A 21236-nucleotide genomic window follows, 5' to 3' on the forward strand; every position below is an offset into this window, starting at 1 on the left:
GACATGAATTATGCCTCCTTTGTAACGTGAGAAATCCGTTCTTTCTTTTCGTGTTTGATTCCAGTCCCATAACGGAACCGCTTTTCCCACCAGTTTGAAAGTAAAAACCAAACAAGCAGCATAGCCATTGTACCAACCAGGGCTCCTGTAGGTCCCCATTGTTCAATTAAGTTTACCTTCGGCCAATTTTCTCCAAGGGCATGAAAAATCCCAAGATGGTCCCAGCCGTATGCCAAGAAAGTAGCTCCGACGATATTTCCTGCACCGACAACCCAGAATAACAATTGACCTTCCATTGCCCGGTACATCATGCCGGTTTCACAGCCTCCGGCAAGAACAATACCAAATCCAAATAACAGCCCGCCAATTACTGTACTAGGAGCAGCAATTTTGATGAGAGCAACAGAGCCGTTTTGAATATAGATGAATGTTATCACGACACTAATCATCATCCCGACGGCAATGGCTTTTGACATAACGGCACGGCCGCTAATCCATAAATCGCGGAAAGCGGAAGTGAAACAAATTTGTCCGCGTTCAATGAGAATGCCAAACAAGGCCCCAGCTATACATGCAACCGCCAAAAGAGTTTTGCCTGCTGCGAAAAAGTAAAGGATGACACCGATATAAAGACAGGCAAAGACTACACCCAAGATAGGCTGAATGTTTCTTTTTTGGACATGCTCGGTAACAACTGGGTTCATCGTCCCTTTCATTAGTGTTGGCTTGCCTCGCCACCATTTTGTGTTCACAACCTTAACGCCAAAAAAGGTCCCGATTGCAGTGGCGGCCATAAAAATCCACGAATGGAACGAAAACTGAGGGACGCCTGTGAAAAAGGCGGCCAAGTTACAGCCAAGAGCGAGACGGGCGCCAAATCCTGCTATAATTCCGCCAATAAATCCTTGTACCAGCCGCCTTTTTTGTTTCGGAACACGGATTTTGAAACTGTTGCTTAGGAGAATTGTAATGAGTGCGCCAGCCAGCATTCCGATGACAATCCAGCCATCTGTCCGGCTGACGGGAGTCCCTTGAAGGCCGACCAGTTGAAAATAGGCCCAATCCGAAACATCGACACCGAACCATCCTAATATATGTCCGCCCAATCTTGTGAATTCCCCAGTCACGGCCCAAACAGTTCCGGTAATGCCAAAGTACAATGCACTTACTAATCCTGCAATACTAATAGCTACATAGGGATTCCAATATTCTTTGAAGATTTTTCCATAAAGCTTCATAAAGCTGCAACACCCCTATCATTATTTTTTTAAAAATACTTACACAAAACAAAAATGCCAAGGAATTTTCCAGGCATTTTTAAAGGACGTATACAACTAATGTTACTGTTTTTTGGTGATTTTGCAATTCGATATATAGATGAATACGATTGAAGTCCATCGTTATAGTCGATTTGGAAAATTTTTGACTTGGAGAATTCATTGAAAAAAATCGAACATACGACAGCTAGATTCAAAGGGGAATTTTTCATGCTTTAGAGTTGATTTACATGATAAATTTTAATATGGACATATTATAAATGCCCTAGTTTAAAAATTATCCAGATGAGCGGGATGTAACGTAATTATATTTTTTATAAAGGTGATGCTTAAGTGGAAGCAAGGAAAGTTAGTGAAACACGTATTATTCATACGGATCAGGTACTAATTAATGATTTAAACAATTATGATACATTATTTGGCGGAGTTTTAATGAAGAAGATGGATGCTTGTGCGACCCTTTCAGCCCGCAGCCACACGCGAATTAAGCAATGTGTAACGGCATCGACCGACTCTGTTAATTTTCTTGAGCCAATTCGAGTAAGTGATTCGGTTTGTATTGAATCATTTGTCACCTATACAGGAAGAAAATCAATGGAGATTTTTTGTAAAGTGATTGCGGAAGATCTTGAAACAGGAGAGCGTCGAATCGCATCAAATGCATTCTTTACTTTTGTTCCTTTAGATGAAAACAAAAGACCGGTGGAGGTGCCTGGGGTTATTCCAGAAACAGAGGAAGAAAAATATTTATTTGAAACGGGAAAAGAACGTGAAAAAATCCGCAAATTAAAGAGAGAACAAAATAAGGAACTTGTATCGAGACTAACCATCGACAAACCGTGGGATTACTAAATTAAACTAAAGGGGGCTTATTTTGTGTTAGTATCATCAGATTACGATGAATTAAAAGATGCACAAATGGCCATAGCAAACCTACATACAACAAAACCATCGATTTATGAAAAGTTTATTAATATCATTCAGCTGACTAGGCAATTGCAGTATGGCTATCAATATATGGGCGCGCTTTTAATGGATGAGGAACCAAGTGAATTTGAACCGCAGTTCCAGGATGATTATGTATTGTCCATCTATCATAAGGAAATCGAAAAATTAAAAGACGACGAAAGATTTCCTGAATTAAAACAATTGTTAAATTCATACAAGCAACTTAGCTATGCAAACATTAGTAAGTTGGCATTAGGGGAAAACCCAACAGCATTAATAGGTACCACTATAATCCATTAATATTTAATGCAAAGGGACGGATTTTCTGCTTCTTGAGGCAGAAGATCCGTCCCTTTGCATCAGAAGGGGGTGAAAAAAGTTCATCCTCCTCAGACTGTTGAATGGCTCCTATAATCAAGTTGTAAATAACTTTTAGGAGGAAATAAGATGAATGGACAAAAAGGAATTTCAGCTTTTGCATTTTTAGGGATTTGTGGGGCGGCGCTTTTTGCCACAGTTCCCCTATGGTATGGATTATGGCAGGAAACATTGTTTCTCACGACCGTAGACATAACGGCCCATACTTTATTGTTGATGGGGATGATTGGTATTTATTTCGCCAACGCAGAAAAGTTAGGGAAATTTGGTTTAGTAAGCGGAATCCTTTTGATACCTGGCTTTGTTTTTCATATCTTTATGAAGGCGGCAAGTGGATTTTTTAAACCGATTTTACTTGAATATGCACCACAAGTCTTAGCAAATGGTGCTGTACCGTCTCCGCTGGCGGAAATTATTAATTTTTCCATGATCTTGTTCCCGTTGAGCATCTTTCTTTTTGGAATAGCGATTGCCATCTCCAAAATGGCTCAGCGGAAAATAGGGTTCTTGCTAATGTTTAGTCCGTTTGGTTTCCTGGTCCCATTTGGTGTATTTATCTCTCCTTTGCTGTTCTCTTTTATCATGATCTCCTTAGCCTATCCGATCGTTTCAGGAAAGAATAAAAATCCAGAATTGTCCCTTCAAGGTTAAATCAAAGAGGAGCTCTCCGTGAGTTCCTTTATTCTACTTTAGCCCCTTAATTTATCCCGGATACTGCGGAGTTGACTTTTAATCGTGTTGACAGATTTATAGAGCAGCTCCGAAATTTGGGTTTTATTATAACCTTGTTGCTTAAGGTCATAAATTTCCCGTTCCATCGGGGTTAAATCGGATAAGATAATTTCAGTGCGCATAATTTCCGCAGCATCAGGGTGGATAGCGGAGCGATTATAATAGGCTTCTCGAATAGCTCTAATGATATCTCGATAGCTTGATTTTGTTATAAAGTTCACTGCCCCTTGTTTAAATGACTGCATGACAATTTCTTTTTGATGTAACGAAGTCAGCATGATGATTTTGCTCGTGCTGATCCCATTTCTTTTCAACTCACGAGCGATTTCAATGCCGTCCAAATTATTGGCTGTTAAATTAATATCCATTAAAATAATATCAACCTCAATGGATTGGAGTGCTGATAACGCATCCTCTTTTGTGGAAACGACACCTGCTAGTGTAATGTCGTCTTCTTTGGCGAGGTCTTCACTAATGTTATTTTTCCAATCCTCATCATCTTCCACTAGTAGGACTTTGATTTTTTCCATTAGTTCACCCCCGTTTTATCCCTTGGTTAACCTCTACAACTCTTCTTTTTGGCAAAAGTATGGCCATGGTCGTTCCAATGCCCTTCTTGCTATCGAGAACTTTTATTTGTCCTTGATGCTTGGCCATGACATGGAAGCAATAAGACAATCCAAGACCGTAATTTCTGGTGTTCTTTTTAGTCGTGAAAAATGGTTCAAATATTTTTGTGAATGAATTTTTGTCCATTCCACAGCCAGTATCACTGACTTCCACGGCAATATGTCTTTTTAGCCGTCTTACCTTGACCGTCAATATTCCTGATTCTGTTTGTATGGATTCAACGGCATTGGTACATAGGTTAGAAAAAACTTCATATATATGGTGAGCATCACATCGTAATGACCCGGCAAAATCATAATCTTTCAGTAAGGCAATATTTTTTTGATCCAGAAGCGGTTGAAAACCAACCAGTACCGTATCTAATAATTCGATAAGATTAACTGGTTTTTCGGTAAGGATGATATCTTGCGATTTCTCCTTAATCCTGTCAACCATTTGCTGAAGATGGCCGGTAACAAAGCCGATCTTTTCAACGGAGTGGATGGCGTCATCCTTGTTTTCTTCCATGATGTGTGACCTTGTTCTTTCTAACATATAATCCATTTTTTGAATTTCATTTTTAATAGCATGATTAATAATGGTGGTGCCAGAGGAGATTGTTGACATCGCGGCATTAAATCTATGCTTTTCCAATCTTAGTTTAATCCCTAGGATTCCGTAACGAATACTATAGAACAGTAAAAGAATAATTAACCATAAATCTATAAAATTACTATTGATGGTCCACTCTATATTCCTTTTAAAAATAATATCTTGTTCGGAAAGCGTCACTTGATCAATGAAAAGGAAGTCCTTTAACAAAATGACAGATAAAATCGGAATGAAAAGGATACCGAGCCTAATCGTATTAAGCCTTTGTTCCTGATTTTCAGCATTGAAGATGGAATATAAGTAAAAAAAACAGCCTGAAAAAATATAAAGACCTGCCCAAATGTGTAATCTGTTAAGGGTGATTCCCGTCATGATGGTTTCCAAATCCAGTAGGAAAAAGATGACTGAAGGAAGAAGCAAAAGCCATTTTGAAAAAGGGAATTGTATTTTCGCTAAGGCCATGGAGCTCATCAGAAAAACATATGGCAGCAGGAAATAAAACATGGCCATAAAGATTGTGACGGATACGGAAAGGATTGTCTCCTCTTGTAGTGACAACAAACCTTTTGATTGAAGATGGGGTTGGATGAAGTTATGCATAAGCGCAAAGTAACTGCCCCCGCCACCAATAAACAGAAGCAAACAAATCCATTTTACATAGGAATTTTCTCGATTAATGAAATAGAGAATGATAGAAATCGGCCACAAAATGGGAAACAATGCTCAACCCTCCAAAAAAAGGAATTTCCAGTATTTATCATATCATGACTAATTAGAAACACATATCATGACTTTTCAGCATTTTTTGCATTGAGGCATGGGGACGGTTCGTCTGCTTCGAAAGCAGAAGAACCGCCATTTTTTCACCAGTTTGATGCACGAGAACCGTCCCCATGTCTCATCTCTGTGTTTCACAAGAGATATTTGGAAATAATTAGTTATGGGAGGTTTTTGAGATGCCGAATTTGAGATATTTAGAGCCGACTGAGCTGCTGGAAAAGATATATGCGACGCTTTGCTCGGAATATGAAGATGCGCAGCATTATGACAGTGAGCAGGATCAGGAAGAAATAACGGTCACAAAGAAACGATTGACCAAAAAGATATTTAATGAATTCGTAGTGGATGAAGAGTATTTTTTAACAATGAATGAAAAAACTTTCAATGAAAGATATCAATTGTATGAAGTGGATTTATTAAAAATGATTCAAGAATGCAGTGAAAACCGAATTGAATATGAGACGTTTCTGCAAATCATCGATGACCTAATTGCCAGTGCAAAATTTCGACTACAGGCGTTTGAGCAGCTTACGGATGAAATTCAAAAATTACAAGAGGCAGATGAGCAGGAGGAGGAGGAAGGAGAATGATGCATGGGGACGGTTCTTCTGCCTCATTTGATGCAGAAGAACCGTCCCCATGCATCAAAAGGAGATCCAAATGACAACAACCAAAATCTATCTCAAGGAGTGGCAGCAAGCCCTTCAAAATGAAATTAATCACTTGAAAAAGTTCGGTGGAAGCCGATATATTGTGACGAATGGCAGGATGTTATCAAACGATGACGCCTACAGCTATTACTTTGATACAGCCATCACATTAAGGATACCCGTTGGATCGGCGATAAAGTTGGAATGGGGTGCGATGAAAAGCAACGGTAAAGTACTTTCCTCCGAGGGCAGGGGAGTCATCCTGGCACTAGAGCAAAGCTTCGGTGACCTCATCTCCGATGCGTTTTTGCTGCACGATCCCTGGGAGCTGCTGGAGCAATTAATTGAGCGCTTGGATGAAATCAAAAAAAACAAGCAAAAGCGGCTGAGAGTGAAAAGATTGCTGAATCCTTCGATGGAAACCAAGCATCCGGCAGAAAAAATTAAGAGCAATGTCCACGAATTGGTTTTGCGGTCTAAATACAACCCTGTCACGTTCGTCTGGGGTCCGCCGGGTACCGGAAAAACCTACACCTTGGCCAGAACGGCGGCCAACAAATATTTTCAGCAGAAAAAAGTGTTGATTCTGTCGCACAGCAATCAAGCGGTTGATGTATTGATGAGTGAACTAACTGATTTTATTAAACGGAAAAAACGATTCCGGGAAGGGGATGTGCTTCGCTATGGTGGTGGTGGTGATACGCTGTCGGCCCATCACGAAATTACCACGGGTCTGCTCATTGAAAAGCAGGACCCGCTCCTAGCCCAGGATCGAGAGAGACTAATAGAAGAAAGACGTAACTTAAAGCAGGATTTGGCTCATTCTTTTAGCAAACGAGATTCGGAACAGCTGCTGGAGCTTGAAACACAAATTGCGAGACTTCTTGAAAAAGTCCGGAAGAAAGAAGTCCAATTAGTAAAAGAGGCGTTCATTATCGGCACGACGCTGGCAAAGGCAGCCAGTGATAGCACCGTTTATGAGCAAGAGTATGACGTCGTCGTCCTCGATGAAGCCAGTATGGCCTATGTGCCGCAGGCTGCTTTTGCGGCTGCACTGGGTCATCGGGTGATTATTTGCGGGGACTTCAAACAATTGCCTCCGATTGCTTCAAGCCGGGATCCGCTTGTGGCCAAATGGCTGAAAGAGGATGTGTTCCATCATGCTGGGGTTGTAGAATCCCTGAAAGAAGGGAAGCTTCACCCGCAAGTTTTTTTATTAAAAGAACAGCGGAGGATGCACCCCGATATTTCTGCTTTTACCAACAAGTATATCTATCATTCACTGGTTGGAGATCATGAGAGCGTCTATAAAAGCAGGAACAGAATCACAAGCCTTGCCCCCTTTAAGGAGCAGGCTGCTGTGCTTTTGGATACAAGCTTCACGGGCTTACATTGTATGAGTGATAAAGCTACTAATTCAAGATTTAACCTCTGGCAGCTGCTATTGTCTTTTCAATTGATTCATGAAGCTTACCTTGACGGGGCTAAATCGATTGGGTATGTGACACCATACCGGGCGCAAGCGAATCTAATGGAATTGCTGCTTGAAGAGATATACACGAATGAGCTCGGCCAAGCGGATATTATTGCGGCCACTGTCCACCGATTCCAGGGCAGTGAACGGGATGTGATGATCTTTGATACAGTCGACAGTGCCCCGCAGGACCGGGCTGGAATGCTCTTAACCGGCAAAGACAGTGAACGTCTCATTAATGTCGCGATTACGAGAACGAAGGGGAAATTTCTTCACGTCAGTAATCGAGATTTTATCCAAAAACATGTTTACTCAGGAAAAACGCTAAGGCAGCTCGTTGACTATCAGGTCAGGCGCAATCAAACGGTCACGACGAAGGAAATTGGTTCATGGATTCGCAGCCAACACCCCAAATTAAGATGGATTCATGCACTAAAATTGGAAGCTGTTTTTCGGGACCTGAAATCGGCAAAGGCATCGCTTACCATCTCCTTGCCGAAGGGGAGCGAGTTAACGGAAGAATGGAAGGGGCAGCTAATGAAAAGGAGCGAACGGGTGAAATTAACCGTTATTTCAGAGCAGGAAGAGAACTTTCCGTTTCCGTTTGTCATGCTCGACGAAAAGGTTTTGTGGCTCGGACTCCCGCTCGAAGGAACCAGAGAAATTCGGCCCCCATATGTGGCGGCTAGACTAAGCTCAAGCAAAATTTGCGAATACTTGTTAAAACAGATTTAGTTATGGGGACGGTTCTCATTCTTCTGAAACATGAGAACCGTCCTCTGTTTATTGGAAACTAAAGCAATCGTTCGATAAACCAATACAATCCGATGAGACTAATCATGGCTGAGGTACTGTGAACAATTTTTGTTTGGTACCGGAATTTTCGAAGGCACCAAATCAGAGGAAATAAGATGACCAATACAACCACTTGTCCAACCTCAACCCCTAGGTTAAAAGATAAAAGTGGGGTGAAAATGTCGTATCCAAGCTTTCCTATAATGATATCCGCGAATCCAAATCCATGGATTAGCCCAAAGAATAGGGTTACAAGCCAGCGCCGTTTAATAGACTTTGCCCAAATATTTTCAACCGCGACATAAATGATGCTTAAAGCAATCATTGGTTCGATAATGCTGCTGGGAATAATCAAAACTTCTGCAGCTGCCAGGGCCAAGGTTATACTATGACCGACGGTAAAGGCAGTCAATATTTTTAGATAATCCTTGTAGCTTCCCTTTAATAGAAGAAGACCGAATAGGAAGAGCAAATGGTCAATTCCAGACCAGATGTGTTTCATTCCCAGCACTAAATAATCCTTAAACCCCAAAATATTATTATGGGTGCTGCGGCTTTCAACATAAGGTTTATTATCGGTCGATTGTATTTGTACGCTATTGGAATTTGTTTTTCCTTGAAAAACAATATTGTCTCGAGTAAATATATGTTCAATAACCTTACCGCCATTGGAAATGGTCATGAAATTTTGGTGGTCTTTATCGATTTGATGAAAGAAAATATTGTAATCGATCTCGTACTCTTCTACAGGCTCCTGGAAAGTAAACTCCAACGAAATGCGGAACATGGAATAATTCCACCGCTTCGTTAACTGAATATCTTTTATAATGCCTTCTCCTTTTATTCCATTATTGATGACGGATAGGTCTTTTAATACAAATTTTTCAATGTCCGGCTTGGATTGGGAAATCTCATTTTCTTTCATATAGCCATCTTGATTTTTATCTATATTTAATAGTCCGCCTAGAAGATCCCCAAGTAAATATAAATCATAGGTAGCTTTATTGCCCTCCATCTTTACCTCGGAGTATCCAACTGACCCGGAATGTGCCTCTACTGCTTTAGACTGAAAAACCGCGGCTGTCACAAATAGTACAATACATAGTTTGATAGCAATTTTTCGGTATATCATATAGATTCTCCTTGTCTAACTGGGATCTAATCTCGCTAGATTTTGTCATAACGAGTCTTATTTTAATGAAATATTGTTAAGTGAAAATTAATTTAATGTAAAGAAATTGATTTATTTTAAAATTTACAAAATTAATACAAAAATATAAAAACATTTACATGAGTTTTAAATTCCGCTAACATTCCTTGTTTATAATTGTCGATAGCTGTAAAGAAATAAAGATATTTGGAGGGGACCATGAGGAAGAAAGGAAAGAACAAAAGGGCAAGTAAACTAATTGTTTATGTGTGTATTTTATCTATTATTCTCTCAAACATTAGTATAACTATTCCGTCGAAGCATTTTTTAGCGGCGGAAGCTGATTCTACCGAGACAACTGTGTCCGATTCGACTCAACCAGCACAAGCAGAGGGAGATTCCGGTACTAAAGATCCTTCATTGAACCAAGAGCAACCTCCAACCGAAAATGAGTCTTCAGCACAAATCAATGAAACTGCTCTTGATAGCACAGAAATGGTTAATCAAGGAACAGAATCCACGAACAATGGAACACAACCGACTGTGTCTGAAACGCAATCTGAGGTTACAGAATTAAATAGAGAAGTTACGGTTCCTGAACAAACTAATTTAGCAGAAGAGGATTTTAATAGTTTCCCACATCTGCTGATAACAGAAATTTCACCTGATTCGGCAGGTACCGATAACTATGAGTACTTTGAACTGTACAATAATACGGATCAGCCCCTGCTACTAACTCATTATTCATTTGTATATCGTTATACAACTACAGGGGAAGAAAAAGTGTTTCAGGTTCCGCCTGTTACAATTGAAGCAAAGCAAACACTTGTGTTTTGGTTTAATAATGGCGGTAAGACCTTGACTGATTTTAACAATAAATTTGGAACTCACTTAACAAGCAGTCAAGTAGTTGAATATAAGGATGTTTTTCCGGGGTTTGCCAACGGTGGAGACCGGGCTGTCGGGCTTAAGGACAAAGAAGGCAAAGAAGTTATTTTTGCAAGTTATCTGCCAGGTGAAACGGATAACACAGGTTTAGTGGTTCAATATAAATATCCATCTGCAGGAACTGAAATGGAAAAGCTAACAGTAAAGGCTACTCCTACTCCGGGTGCCATTGAAGCAGAGCAAGTTCCTAGTACCCCAGTATCGTTGCCACCTGCTGCTGCGGATACTGCTGCTCCGGAAATTGTACATACGGCCATTAAAGAAAGTCAGCCGCTACAGCCAATTAAAATTCAGGCTGTTATCACGGATGATCAGGCAATACCTAGTGCCACGCTCTATTATAAGGAAGAAGGCGCTGACAACTTTACTGCTTTACCTATGAATCTAAACACCGAGAATGTATCAACCTATGAAGCTGAAATACCGGGAACAGGTGTAAATGCGAATTTAATATATTATATTGAAGCAACAGATGGTCAAAACAAACAAAAAACAGCTGAGTATCCAGTTACCGTTCAAATGCCGGAGGAAACATACAGTGACCTGCCGCTGTTGATCACAGAGTTATCCCCGAATTCAAATGGGACCGGAACGGATTACTACGAGTTCTTTGAATTGTACAACAATACCACCCAGCCATTATCCTTAACAAACTATACGTTTGTTTATCGCTACACTGATACGATGAAGGAAATTGTATTTAACATTCCTCCCGTCACAATTGAACCCCAAGAAACAAAGGTATTTTGGTTCAATAACGGAAGCAAATCACTTGTGGATTTTAACAAGAATTATGGCTTAGAATTATCTAGTGAAAAAGTGGTAGAGTTTAACGACCTAAACTTCCCCGGTTTTTCTAATACCGGAAATCGAGCCCTGGTGTTAAAAGACACTTCCGGAACTGATGTTGTTTCAGCCAGCTATTTAGCTGACGAAAATGATAATATGGGCGCTGATATTCAATACAAATTTCCCGCGATCGGATCGGAAATGGAGAAGTATGCCGTAAAAGCAGCTCCAACACCAGGCGTGATTGAAACTGCCCAGGTTCCAACAAAGCCTATTGAATCGGATGAAACACCGATTGACAAGGAAGTACCTGTTATTACACACGTTCCAGTAACGGAAAGCGATGCTTTTGCATCGATTACGATCAAAGCGGCGATTACAGATAATCAGGCCGTACCATTTGCAACTCTTTACTATAAAAAATCAGGTGAGGAAAGCTTTACCTCTGTTTCGATGAAAGCAAGTGCGGAGGATGCCGGCAGCTATTCTGCCGAGATTCCAGGTTTGGCAGCAGACTCTGATATTACTTACTATATTGAGGCATCAGATGGCGTAAATACTACAAAAACAGAAGACTATGTTATTAATGTCAATAAACCGGATGTTGATTATAATAAAGTCCCGGAATTCCTTGTTACCGAAGTAGTCCCAGATTCGACAAATGTTGGGTCTGCCGATGGATATGAATTTATCGAAATCTATAACAATACGGACAAGGATATAAATTTTAAAGATTATAAGATTCAATACCGCTACGGAGAGGATCCGACAACCGATGTCATTTGGCCGTCAGTTCCAGATAATGTAGTGATCTCTTCTAAAAAAACACTTGTTTTCTGGATTATCAACGGTCAAAACGACAGCAAAACCGTCGCTGATTTCAATGCCAATTATGGTACGAACTTGGTAGAAAACAAAGATATTGTAAGAATCTTCAGTGCCGGTATGGCGAATGGAAGCATGCGCGGTCTTGTGGTTGCGACAAACGCCAAACAAGAAATTGCCGTTTCCTACTATTTTGATGAAGCCAATGTCGATGATACACAGCCAAATAAAGGAATTTTATACAAATATTCTTTGGATGGATCAACAAAACTCATAAAAGTAAGCCCTGGTGTTCAAGACGCAACCCCAGGTGCCGTGGAATCCTTTCAGGTTCCGGCTAAGCCGGTTCATATCGAAGACGATTCCATTCTGCCAACGATTGAAAATCGGACAGCCTCGTCTGAAGTGGACCAAAAAGAAGACATTCAGATTGTGGCCGATGCCGATGATGACACAGCAGTGAAGTCTGTTCGATTATTTTATCGCACCAATACGCAAGCAGAATTCAGCCAAGCCATTTTAGCTGAGAATTTTGATGATATGATGTACCACTATACCATCTATTCTCCAGAGATTATTGGTAAAAAATATTTGGAATATTACTTTGTGGTTTCTGATGGAACGAACGAAGTCACAAGTGACACCTACAAAATAGCCATTACAAGTGACCTGGACGATTCCAGCCTCCGGTTAAATGTACAGGATGGAGATATTCTAAGGGGACAAAAAATTTTGAAGGGCACATCGAATGAAGACAGCCCTGAACAAGTCAAGTTGTTCATCGATGGCTCGGATCTGACGGAAAATACCTATAACTCAGTTGAAAATACGGCTTATTTTGCCTTTGAGGTAAACGGGGTCAATACGTTTTTTCAAAACGGGGTCACGATGGGTGATGAAATACTGAGGATTTTTGACGATCCGATAAATGATTGGGATACACTTACGGTGCCGATTGATGCCGATAAGCTCCTAGTTGGTGAAAATACAATCACGGTCCGTGCTGGCAACAAAGCGTCACCATTCCAATTGGATGAATCGGAAGAAAACCGCGATGATTTTAACATCCGAAATGCCCGTCTGGTTTTACCGGATGGAACCATCCTGGTAGATCCTTCTCATAGTAACCCAGCTAAGACGTATGACATGGGTGATGATGGAACCTATCGTCCATTTGAAGATTTCAAGTTTACGATTACTGAAGGGTTTGCTCCGTCAAAAACATATAAATGGGACACAACCACTGTTTCAGATGGACAGCATGTTGTAAAAGCCCAAGATTCGGATGAGGAAGTAAGCAGCACCGTTTTAGTTGATAATACTGCACCGGTTATCGCAACCAATATGAAAGATGGAAAAGAATATAAGGGGAAGTTTAGTATTGAGGCAGATGTAACGGATGCACTTTCTGGAGTGGATTCTGTTAAAGTGATGCTGGATGGTAATCTAATTAACGTACCTTATGATACTGCATCATCACTGCTTGCTCCAGGCAATCACACGCTGATTATAGACGCAGCAGATAAAGTTGGAAATAACAAGAATATGACGGTGAATTTCTCTGTTGCCAACGAAAATCCGAATAAGCCTGAACTTGTTTCCCCGGCTGATGACAGTGCAGTACCTGTTGATGGTGATCCAGCACTAAAGGTCAAAGTGACGGATCCAACCAATGATGAGCTAAAGGTCAATTTTTATAAAGGCTACAAATATGATGCAAGCAAAACCAATGATGTAAAAGCCTTTAAAAATGCAACGGATGTAGAACCGCCGCAAGCAAGGGTTCCTGCAGGAGAAGAAGCATTTTCTGCTGAGGATATTTCATTAGTATCTGCGAAAGATGGTAACTATTTAGCGTCAAATTCCGGAACCCAGTTTCCTTACCATCGATTTGATGTGACAGTCGATTCATCCGTTGATGAAAACGATATTATTGAGCTGGTTTGGGATGGTAAGTCGCTGTCTGGTCGAAAAGTATCCATGTATGCATGGAACCACATGCAAGGGAAATGGGTGCTGATCTCGTATAAAATTGCTGGTGCCGAAGACTTTGAATTAAAAGGGAATGTGGCGGTAAATGAGTATGTGAAGGATTCAAAAATCAACGTGCTCATTCAAGATGAAATTCCGCAAACACCTGATGAATATGACTATACCTTTGTTTGGATGTCAGATACACAATATTATGCGGAAAGCTATCCGTACATATTTGAAAGGCAGACCAAATGGATTGCCGAAAATAAGGACAGGTTAAAAATTAAATATGTGTTCCATACAGGCGATGTAGTGGATGAAGCCGACAAGGAATACCAATGGAATAATGCCGATCAGTATATGAGGATCCTCGAGGACAATCTTGTTCCATACGGTGTACTGGCAGGAAACCACGATGTCGATCACAAAACAAGTGATTATACCCAATTTTCTAAATGGTTCGGTGAGGACCGCTTTAAGGGTAAGTCTTTTTATGGCGGGTCCTATAAAAATAACCGAGGTCATTATGACTTAATCTCAGCCAATGGAAATGATTTTATCATGGTATACATGGGCTGGGGAATTCAGGATGAAGATTTGCAATGGATGAGTGATGTGTTAAAACAATATCCTAACCGAAAGGCGATTTTGAATTTCCACGAATACTTGTTAGTGTCAGGCAATCGCAGTCCTTTAGGCAACCGAATTTATAATGAGGTCGTACTGCCAAACAAAAATGTCATTGCTGTTCTAAGCGGCCACTACCATGACTCGGAAACATTGATTGATCCTGTTGATGATAATGGAGATGGCACTCCAGACCGCCAAGTGTACCAAATGCTCGGCGACTATCAGGGAGGACCTGAAGGCGGACAAGGATATATGAAGCTGCTTCATTTTGACCAGGATAACAACCGAATTATCGTGAATACGTACTCACCGTATTTAGATGATTACAATTTCTATGATCCGGAAACGTTCCCTGGCAAGGATGAGATGGTCATCAATGTCGACCTGCAAGTACAGGAAAAGCAAGTCGCGACTGATTACTTTGCCGTGAACATTTATACGGATGAAAAAATTGGCGAACAAGAAAAGGTTTCTAGTGGGAAAACAGCTGAAGTGGTATGGGACGGGCTAACCGAAAACACCGGCTATTCATGGTATGCTACGGCTGAGGATGACTATACAGGAAAATCTGTTTCTGACATCTGGTCATTTACCAAAGGAAACGCACAACAGCCAAATACACCAGATCCTTCAGATGATGAAGATGATGATAATGATGAGCAAGAGCCAGGGGATAATGAAAATCCTCCAAACCATGGGGGAGATCATTCTTCAGGGAATCCAGGGGAAGATGGCTTAAAAGAAAAAGTGACGACAAAACCGAATAAGGTTAAGTCTAGACTGGAAATTGGCGCAAAAATAATCGAACAGTTGAAACAAGAAGGATTGCTGGAAATTGATCTTTCAAACAGTCAAGATGAGCCAATCATTACTGTAGCGTTCTCCAAACAGCAGGTGAAGCAATTGCGCGAAAAGAAGGCACTGGTCAGACTGCAAAAAGCTGACCTTGTATTGGAGATACCAGCCCTTAACTTCATTCATAACGATGAGGAAGTACAGGTTATAATTGAAAAGGGCTCCTCTGTAAAAGGTTCAATAGGTGGGGTATATGACTTTACGATTATTCAAGGTGGAGAAAAAATTAGTACTTTCCAAAATCCTGTTTCGTTAACGTTTAAAGTGAACAAATATCAAGTAAAGAACTCAAAAAATGTGAAGATATACTATTACAATGAACAAATTAAAAAATGGGAGAAGATTGGCGGAGCGTACGAGAATGGATTTGTTACAGCAGACACTTCCCATTTCAGTAAGTACACAGTATTTGAATCAACTGAACAGTATATAGCTGGTGACCATTCCGAAAATATAGTAAAGACTTCGGGCAAAGCATTACAAGGAACGGCAACCAACATGTACAACTTAATTATCGTTGGACTCCTGCTCATAATCATGGGTTCAACCGTAATCGTATTAAGCAGAAAACAAAAAAGGATATGATGCATAGGGACGGTTCTTCTGCCTCAAAGGCAGAAGAACCGTCCTTTTTTCGTGCGATTGCTACACAGCAAAAGTCCCCACATCCCTACGCATTTGATGCACGAGAACCGTCCCCATGCTTCCCCATGCTTCCCCATGCTTCAACCCATGTTTCATTGTTTAAATAGTCTGAAATATGTCTAAACTGTTGGTGTAAATTATATTTTTGAGGTGGTATTTTGAAGAAGTTAATAGGTTTTAGTGTGTTGAGTGTTGCTTTGGCAGCGGGGCTTGGGTATGCGGTGTTTTGGGAAGATAAAGATGATGCAAAAGATCCTGGCCAAAAACAGGGTTCCTTACAGCAGGATGCGAGCGAGGTAATGAATAAGGCAGTCGAGGTTGCAGTATCCGATGATGGCAGTGTGAATGCGAATCATTTGTATATCCCATGGACGATTAATAAGAATGGCGGTTTGTTTTTTCTAAGCCAGCGGGAAGGGTCGGTCATTCAAATAAATGGTGACCTCGGCTTGGTAGATGTTCAGAATGTAAAGACCTCTGAGAAGATTTTCAATAAAGGGGAAGCCGGTTTCCTTGGGTTTACGTTAGCACCTGATTTTGCAACAACAAAGAAAGCATTTGCTTTTCACAGCTATCAGAAAGATGGCGAGACCCTGAACCGGATTATTTCACTCAAGCTTGAAGATAAGACGTGGCAGGAAGACAAGGTTCTCTTGGATAAAATTCCTGGCGGCGAGGTTAATAACGGCGGCCGAATTAAAATCGGCCCGGATGGCATGCTGTACGCGACTACAGGTGATATCGGCAAATCGACGAACGCCCAAAATCTTGATAGCTTAGCCGGAAAAATTTTAAGAATGACCGTGAATGGGGATGTTCCAGCAGATAACCCATATAAAAATTCTTATATTTACTCCTATGGCCATCGTAACCCACAGGGATTGGCTTGGGATCAGGATGGAAACCTGTATAGTTCAGAGCATGGGGAATCAGGGCATGATGAAATTAATCTGATTCAAGCCGGGAAAAACTATGGCTGGCCTGTTGCACAAGGAGATAAAGAGGTACAAGGCATGATGAAGCCGATTCTTCAATCCGGTGATCAAACGTGGGCACCATCAGGTATGGCATTTAATGACGGAAAGCTCTTTGTTGCTTCCTTAGCCGGAAAGAAAATCTTTACGTATGACCTTGCCAGCAAGAAATTTGAGGAGTTTTACAGTGAGGCAGGAAGATTAAGGGATGTGCTGGTCGATCACAATGAATTGTATACAATTACCAGCAACCGTGACAAACGCGGAAATCCGACCGATAAAGATGACCGGTTAATTCATATTTCCTTAACAGAAAAAGCATCTGCCAACTAAAAAAAGGTAATCGTCCATTAAAACAGGACGATTACCTTTTTTGTTTCTCGGACAGCTATCATCCGCCGCCCAGGCTCTTTACATAATCAGCGACTGCATCAATTTCTTTCGTCGTTAAGTTATCTTTAAATGGCGGCATTTGGCCTTTGCCATTCTCTACCTGTCTAATAATGGCAGCCTTGTCCATCTTTGTCTGTTGTAAATTTGGACCATTGTGTCCGCCTGCGCCTGCATCGCCATGACAGGCCATACAGTTGTTTTTATAAACCGCTTCACCTGAGGCAGTGCCAGAGGTTTCTTTTTTCGTTTTGTTAGCCTGCTGTTTTTCCTTCACAATCTGCTTAACTGGCGAGGTATTGATTTTATTTTTAGGGAAGTCTTTAACCGATCCGTATTTGCCCTCCAATGAAAAGGTATAGATCTTATCGCCATGCTTTGTTCCAGCCAAAGTATTTCCGGCGGCATAGATGGAGATATACTGCTTTCCGTCGACTTCATAGGTAATCGGCGGGGCATTTGCACCGGCATCCATTTTAAACTCCCATAATTGATCGCCCTTAGAAGCATCGTAGGCAATAATCCGTCCATCATTATGGCCGGTAAATAACAGGTTTCCTTTAGTCGTTAACAAACCGCTGTAAGCGATGGCATCCCATTTCTTTTGCCAAACAATTTTATTCGTCTTCACATCAAGGGCGGTTACAGTACCTCGGCTAGGTGAATTTTTCACCGGCTGCCAGACGCTGCCGATATATTCTTTCCCCTCGGAGAACCGATCCTTTTCCTCTTCGGCATAATGGGCATAGGCAAAATAATTGTCATTAGCCATTACGTAAAAATACTCTGTGTTCGGGTTATATGCCGATGGCGGCCAGTTGGCTCCTCCTTGCGGTGTTGGTTTAAGAGTGACAGGCTTATCCCAGAAAGGAGTAAAGATACTGCCAATGTCACCCTTAAAGTCCTTCGGCAAATCGCGCTTCACATCTTCTTCCGTCACGGCTTGCGGTACAAATGCGTCGCCAATTGGGAACGGCTGAGTCGGTGATGTTTTTTGATTGGCATTTTGCGGTACCGGTTTTTCCTCAATGCCAATCAGCGGTTTCCCGTTTGTCCTGTCCAAAATATATAGCCATCCTGTTTTCCCGGCCTGGACAATTCCTTTACGTATTTGTCCATTCATGTTTACATCAAATAAAACGACGGGATTGGCCGGGTCCATGTCCCAAATGTCATGATGCACTTCCTGGAAGTGCCATTTATATTCTCCTGTTTTGGCATCTAGTGCAAGAACGGAGTTGGCAAATAAGTTATCTCCTTCACGATTGCTGCCGTTCAGGTCTGGGGAGGTGTTCCCAGCTGCAAAATAAATCATCCCTAATTCGGGGTCAACCGCTGGAGTGTTCCACACCGGCGCTCCCCCGGTCAGCCAGTCCTTGCTGCCGTTTGGCCATGTTTCGCTTCCTTTTTCACCAGGGGCAGGAAGCGTATAACTCCGCCAAATTTGTCTGCCGATTTCCGAGTCATAAGCGGCTACGTACCCTCTAATTCCATATTCACCGCCGGCAATCCCTGTATAGACTTTTCCATCATAATAAAGCGGGGCGCTTGTAATCGTATAGCCTTTTTCCCAATCATCGACCCTAGTCTCCCAAACCACTTTTCCGGTTTTTTGATCTAAAGCAACCAGTCTGGCATCCAGTAATCCGACAAAGACCTTTCCGTCTCCTAAAGCGACACCGCGGCTTAACCACCCGCAGCAGACAGTATTCATACTGCTTGGTATCTGCGGCCGATATTCCCAAATCATTTTTCCGGTTTTGGCATCAAGTGCCTGGACCTGGTTTGCTCCTGTAATGGTGAACATGACGCCATCATAAACAAGCGGGGTTCCTTCACCCGAATATTTGAACTCAGTCCCGGAACCTAAGCTTGTGACCCATTCTAATTTTAAATTTTTCACATTAGCAGCAGTGATTTTTTCAAGAGGGGAGTATCTGCTATTGCGAATATCTCCGCCATTTGTGAGCCAATTCCCCGATGGCGGGGCGCTCAGTTCATCTGCTCCAAACTTTGGAGCAACCTTTCCCTTGTAAGTCATATGCTGATAAGCATTATAATCAGTGCCGGCCAGTTGATCCTTTGTTTGATTATCACTAGCACCCGGCTTACTGTCCTCACCCTTGTTTTCTTTCTTTGCTTCAGACTGCGTCTCATGCTGTTTCTCAGGCTTGTGCGCAGTCGTACACCCAGCAAAAACCAACATAAATAAAGTAATAAAAATCCAACCAGTCTTCTTCAATATAATTATCACTCCTTTCAAATCTTTTACAGTAATTTTCCCGTAAATGAGTAAAAGGATGCACGGGGACGGTTCTTTTGCTTCAGAAGCAAAAGAACCGTCCCCATGTTTCATGATATACTTATAATTAAATTGGTAAGAGGAGATCGGATGGTACATGCTTGCAACAAAAAATGTTTCTTCAGTTAAAAACCGAAATTTCTTGATCGTAGCCATCGCGTTAGGGGTCATATTGAACCCTTTAAATACAACGATGATAACTGTTGCATTACCTGAGATAAAAAATGAGTTTTTGCTTACATCAAAAGATATTACGTGGCTAATTGCTTCCTATTTTATTGTAAGTGCTATTTTCCTGCCCCTCATTGGTAAACTTAGTGACACTTATGGGAGGAAAAGAATCTTTTTATTTGGCCTATTGTTGGTAGGTATTTCTTCATTTACTGCTCCATTATCTCCGAATATGCCATTTCTCTTAGGCATGAGAACGATACAAGCGATCGGTACATCCGCTCTATACCCTGCTGGAATCGGTATTGTTCGCTCCTATATTCAAAAAAATCAAAACAGAGTAATCGGTACACTATCGGTATTTGCGACCACGTCGGCGGCATTTGGGCCGACCATCAGCGGACTGTTAATTCAGCAGGGCGGCTGGCATGTGATTTTTTATGTGAACTTTCCGATTATCATTATTTCGGCTATTTTGGTTGTTCTTTTTATTCCGAATGATGTGAGGAGTACAAATAATACATTCAAGTGGGATGGGATTGGGATTATTTTGTTCAGTTTATTTATTACATGCTGGATGTATTTTTTCCAAACACTCGCAAGCGGCTTGAATGTATGGGCATTAATTGGTTCTTTAGTGCTGACATTTTTGTTTTACTTTTTCGAAAAAAAGAAAGCGGGGCCCTTTATCGATGTTATTTTCCTAAAAAATAACCCCAATATTTCATTAGTGTATGTTCAATATATTTTAGCAACTGTAATCTTTTTTGCCCTGCTGCTTTCCATGCCGATTTATTTACAATCTGTATTAAAGCTAAGCTCCAAGCTAACGGGTCTCATTATGCTATCAATTTCTATATTCTCCATTATTACTACGCCACTGGCGACACGTTGGATCGATAAATCTGGATATAGAAAGCCGTTGCTAACCGGAGGGATTATTGGAGTAGTGGGCGGTGTCCTATTGCTGACAATCCACCATAACTCGCCGCTTTACTGGATATTTATCGTGTTATCAACCATTGGATTAAGTAATGGAATTTTAAACATAGGATTACAAACACGGCTCTATTCCTTTGTTTCTGTAGCGGAAACGGGGACGGCCTCAGGTCTGTTTATGACATCAAGATTTATAGGCAATATCCTTGCCTCGAGCGTATTCGGCGTCATCTTCGCAGCTGGAGTCAACGACACCAGCCAAAACTGGCTGACCATCATTTTACTCATCGTATCCTTCATATTACTGCCAGGAATCCTGTTCATTACTAAAAAGATGCAAGTGATGCATGGGGACGGTTCTTCTGCATCATGATGTGATGCATGGGGGG

Annotated in this window: 13 protein-coding genes; 8 read left to right on the forward strand and 5 right to left on the reverse strand. The window is 41.3% G+C overall.

Features of this window, described 5'->3' with window-relative positions; genetic code table 11:
* Positions 1–8: 8 nt before the first annotated feature.
* Entirely contained in the window at positions 9–1238 is a 1230-nt protein-coding gene (gene yedE, locus ACZ5B7_RS02480) for a selenium metabolism membrane protein YedE/FdhT (RefSeq protein WP_213147582.1), read from the reverse strand.
* 372 nt (positions 1239–1610) lie between these two features.
* On the opposite strand from yedE, the gene ACZ5B7_RS02485 reads away from it, so the two are divergent.
* The 3 genes from ACZ5B7_RS02485 to ACZ5B7_RS02495 all read left to right on the forward strand — a co-directional run bounded on the left by ACZ5B7_RS02485 (position 1611) and on the right by ACZ5B7_RS02495 (position 3254).
* Entirely contained in the window at positions 1611–2129 is a 519-nt protein-coding gene (locus tag ACZ5B7_RS02485; protein ID WP_464492498.1) for an acyl-CoA thioesterase, read from the forward strand.
* Positions 2130–2153: 24 nt separating this feature from the next.
* Complete coding sequence (locus ACZ5B7_RS02490) at positions 2154–2525, forward strand: hypothetical protein (RefSeq protein ID WP_464492499.1); 372 nt, start codon at positions 2154–2156, stop codon at positions 2523–2525.
* Between the two features lie 147 nt (positions 2526–2672).
* The gene (locus ACZ5B7_RS02495) at positions 2673–3254 is read left to right on the forward strand and encodes a hypothetical protein (RefSeq protein ID WP_464492500.1); all 582 of its coding nucleotides are present in this window, start codon (positions 2673–2675) and stop codon (positions 3252–3254) included.
* A 38-nt stretch (positions 3255–3292) separates the two neighbouring features.
* Here the strand turns inward: ACZ5B7_RS02495 and ACZ5B7_RS02500 are convergent, their stop codons facing one another.
* Positions 3293–3865, reverse strand: coding sequence for a response regulator transcription factor (locus tag ACZ5B7_RS02500; RefSeq protein WP_464492501.1), 573 nt, complete (start codon positions 3863–3865; stop codon positions 3293–3295).
* A 4-nt stretch (positions 3866–3869) separates the two neighbouring features.
* On the reverse strand, positions 3870–5276 hold the full coding sequence (locus tag ACZ5B7_RS02505; RefSeq protein WP_464492502.1) for a sensor histidine kinase: 1407 nt from the start codon (positions 5274–5276) through the stop codon (positions 3870–3872).
* A gap of 236 nt (positions 5277–5512) precedes the next feature.
* On the opposite strand from ACZ5B7_RS02505, the gene ACZ5B7_RS02510 reads away from it, so the two are divergent.
* Positions 5513–5926, forward strand: a complete 414-nt coding sequence (locus ACZ5B7_RS02510) for a hypothetical protein (protein WP_464492503.1) — start codon at positions 5513–5515, stop codon at positions 5924–5926.
* Positions 5927–5996: 70 nt separating this feature from the next.
* Positions 5997–8195 carry an AAA domain-containing protein gene (locus ACZ5B7_RS02515; RefSeq protein ID WP_464492504.1) on the forward strand — a complete coding sequence of 733 codons (2199 nt, stop codon included), beginning with the start codon at positions 5997–5999 and terminating at the stop codon, positions 8193–8195.
* 58 nt (positions 8196–8253) lie between these two features.
* On the opposite strand, the gene ACZ5B7_RS02520 is transcribed toward ACZ5B7_RS02515, so the two are convergent.
* On the reverse strand, positions 8254–9387 hold the full coding sequence (locus ACZ5B7_RS02520; RefSeq protein WP_464492505.1) for a HupE/UreJ family protein: 1134 nt from the start codon (positions 9385–9387) through the stop codon (positions 8254–8256).
* A 237-nt stretch (positions 9388–9624) separates the two neighbouring features.
* Between ACZ5B7_RS02520 and ACZ5B7_RS02525 the strand changes: the two genes are divergently transcribed.
* Entirely contained in the window at positions 9625–16011 is a 6387-nt protein-coding gene (locus tag ACZ5B7_RS02525) for a lamin tail domain-containing metallophosphoesterase family protein (protein WP_464492506.1), read from the forward strand.
* 218 nt (positions 16012–16229) lie between these two features.
* Positions 16230–17378, forward strand: a complete 1149-nt coding sequence (locus ACZ5B7_RS02530) for a PQQ-dependent sugar dehydrogenase (protein ID WP_464492507.1) — start codon at positions 16230–16232, stop codon at positions 17376–17378.
* A gap of 58 nt (positions 17379–17436) precedes the next feature.
* Here ACZ5B7_RS02530 and ACZ5B7_RS02535 read toward each other — a convergent pair whose 3' ends face one another.
* The gene (locus ACZ5B7_RS02535; RefSeq protein WP_464492508.1) at positions 17437–19677 is read right to left on the reverse strand and encodes an outer membrane protein assembly factor BamB family protein; all 2241 of its coding nucleotides are present in this window, start codon (positions 19675–19677) and stop codon (positions 17437–17439) included.
* A 157-nt stretch (positions 19678–19834) separates the two neighbouring features.
* Here ACZ5B7_RS02535 and ACZ5B7_RS02540 point away from each other — a divergent pair, with 157 nt between their 5' ends.
* The gene (locus ACZ5B7_RS02540; RefSeq protein WP_464492509.1) at positions 19835–21220 is read left to right on the forward strand and encodes an MFS transporter; all 1386 of its coding nucleotides are present in this window, start codon (positions 19835–19837) and stop codon (positions 21218–21220) included.
* Positions 21221–21236 lie beyond the last annotated feature (16 nt).

It is taken from the genome of Neobacillus sp. S1115 (genome assembly GCF_055385565.1).

Bases quoted from the DNA above. Each gene is read 5' to 3' on its own strand.
- ACZ5B7_RS02495 (WP_464492500.1), top strand. From the start codon at position 2,673: ATGAATGGACAAAAAGGAATTTCAGCTTTTGCATTTTTAGGGATTTGT.
- ACZ5B7_RS02515 (WP_464492504.1), top strand. From the start codon at position 5,997: ATGACAACAACCAAAATCTATCTCAAGGAGTGGCAGCAAGCCCTTCAA.
- ACZ5B7_RS02500 (WP_464492501.1), bottom strand. From the start codon at position 3,865: ATGGAAAAAATCAAAGTCCTACTAGTGGAAGATGATGAGGATTGGAAA.
- ACZ5B7_RS02525 (WP_464492506.1), top strand. From the start codon at position 9,625: ATGAGGAAGAAAGGAAAGAACAAAAGGGCAAGTAAACTAATTGTTTAT.
- ACZ5B7_RS02540 (WP_464492509.1), top strand. From the start codon at position 19,835: ATGCTTGCAACAAAAAATGTTTCTTCAGTTAAAAACCGAAATTTCTTG.
- ACZ5B7_RS02510 (WP_464492503.1), top strand. From the start codon at position 5,513: ATGCCGAATTTGAGATATTTAGAGCCGACTGAGCTGCTGGAAAAGATA.
- yedE (WP_213147582.1), bottom strand. From the start codon at position 1,238: ATGAAGCTTTATGGAAAAATCTTCAAAGAATATTGGAATCCCTATGTA.
- ACZ5B7_RS02520 (WP_464492505.1), bottom strand. From the start codon at position 9,387: ATGATATACCGAAAAATTGCTATCAAACTATGTATTGTACTATTTGTG.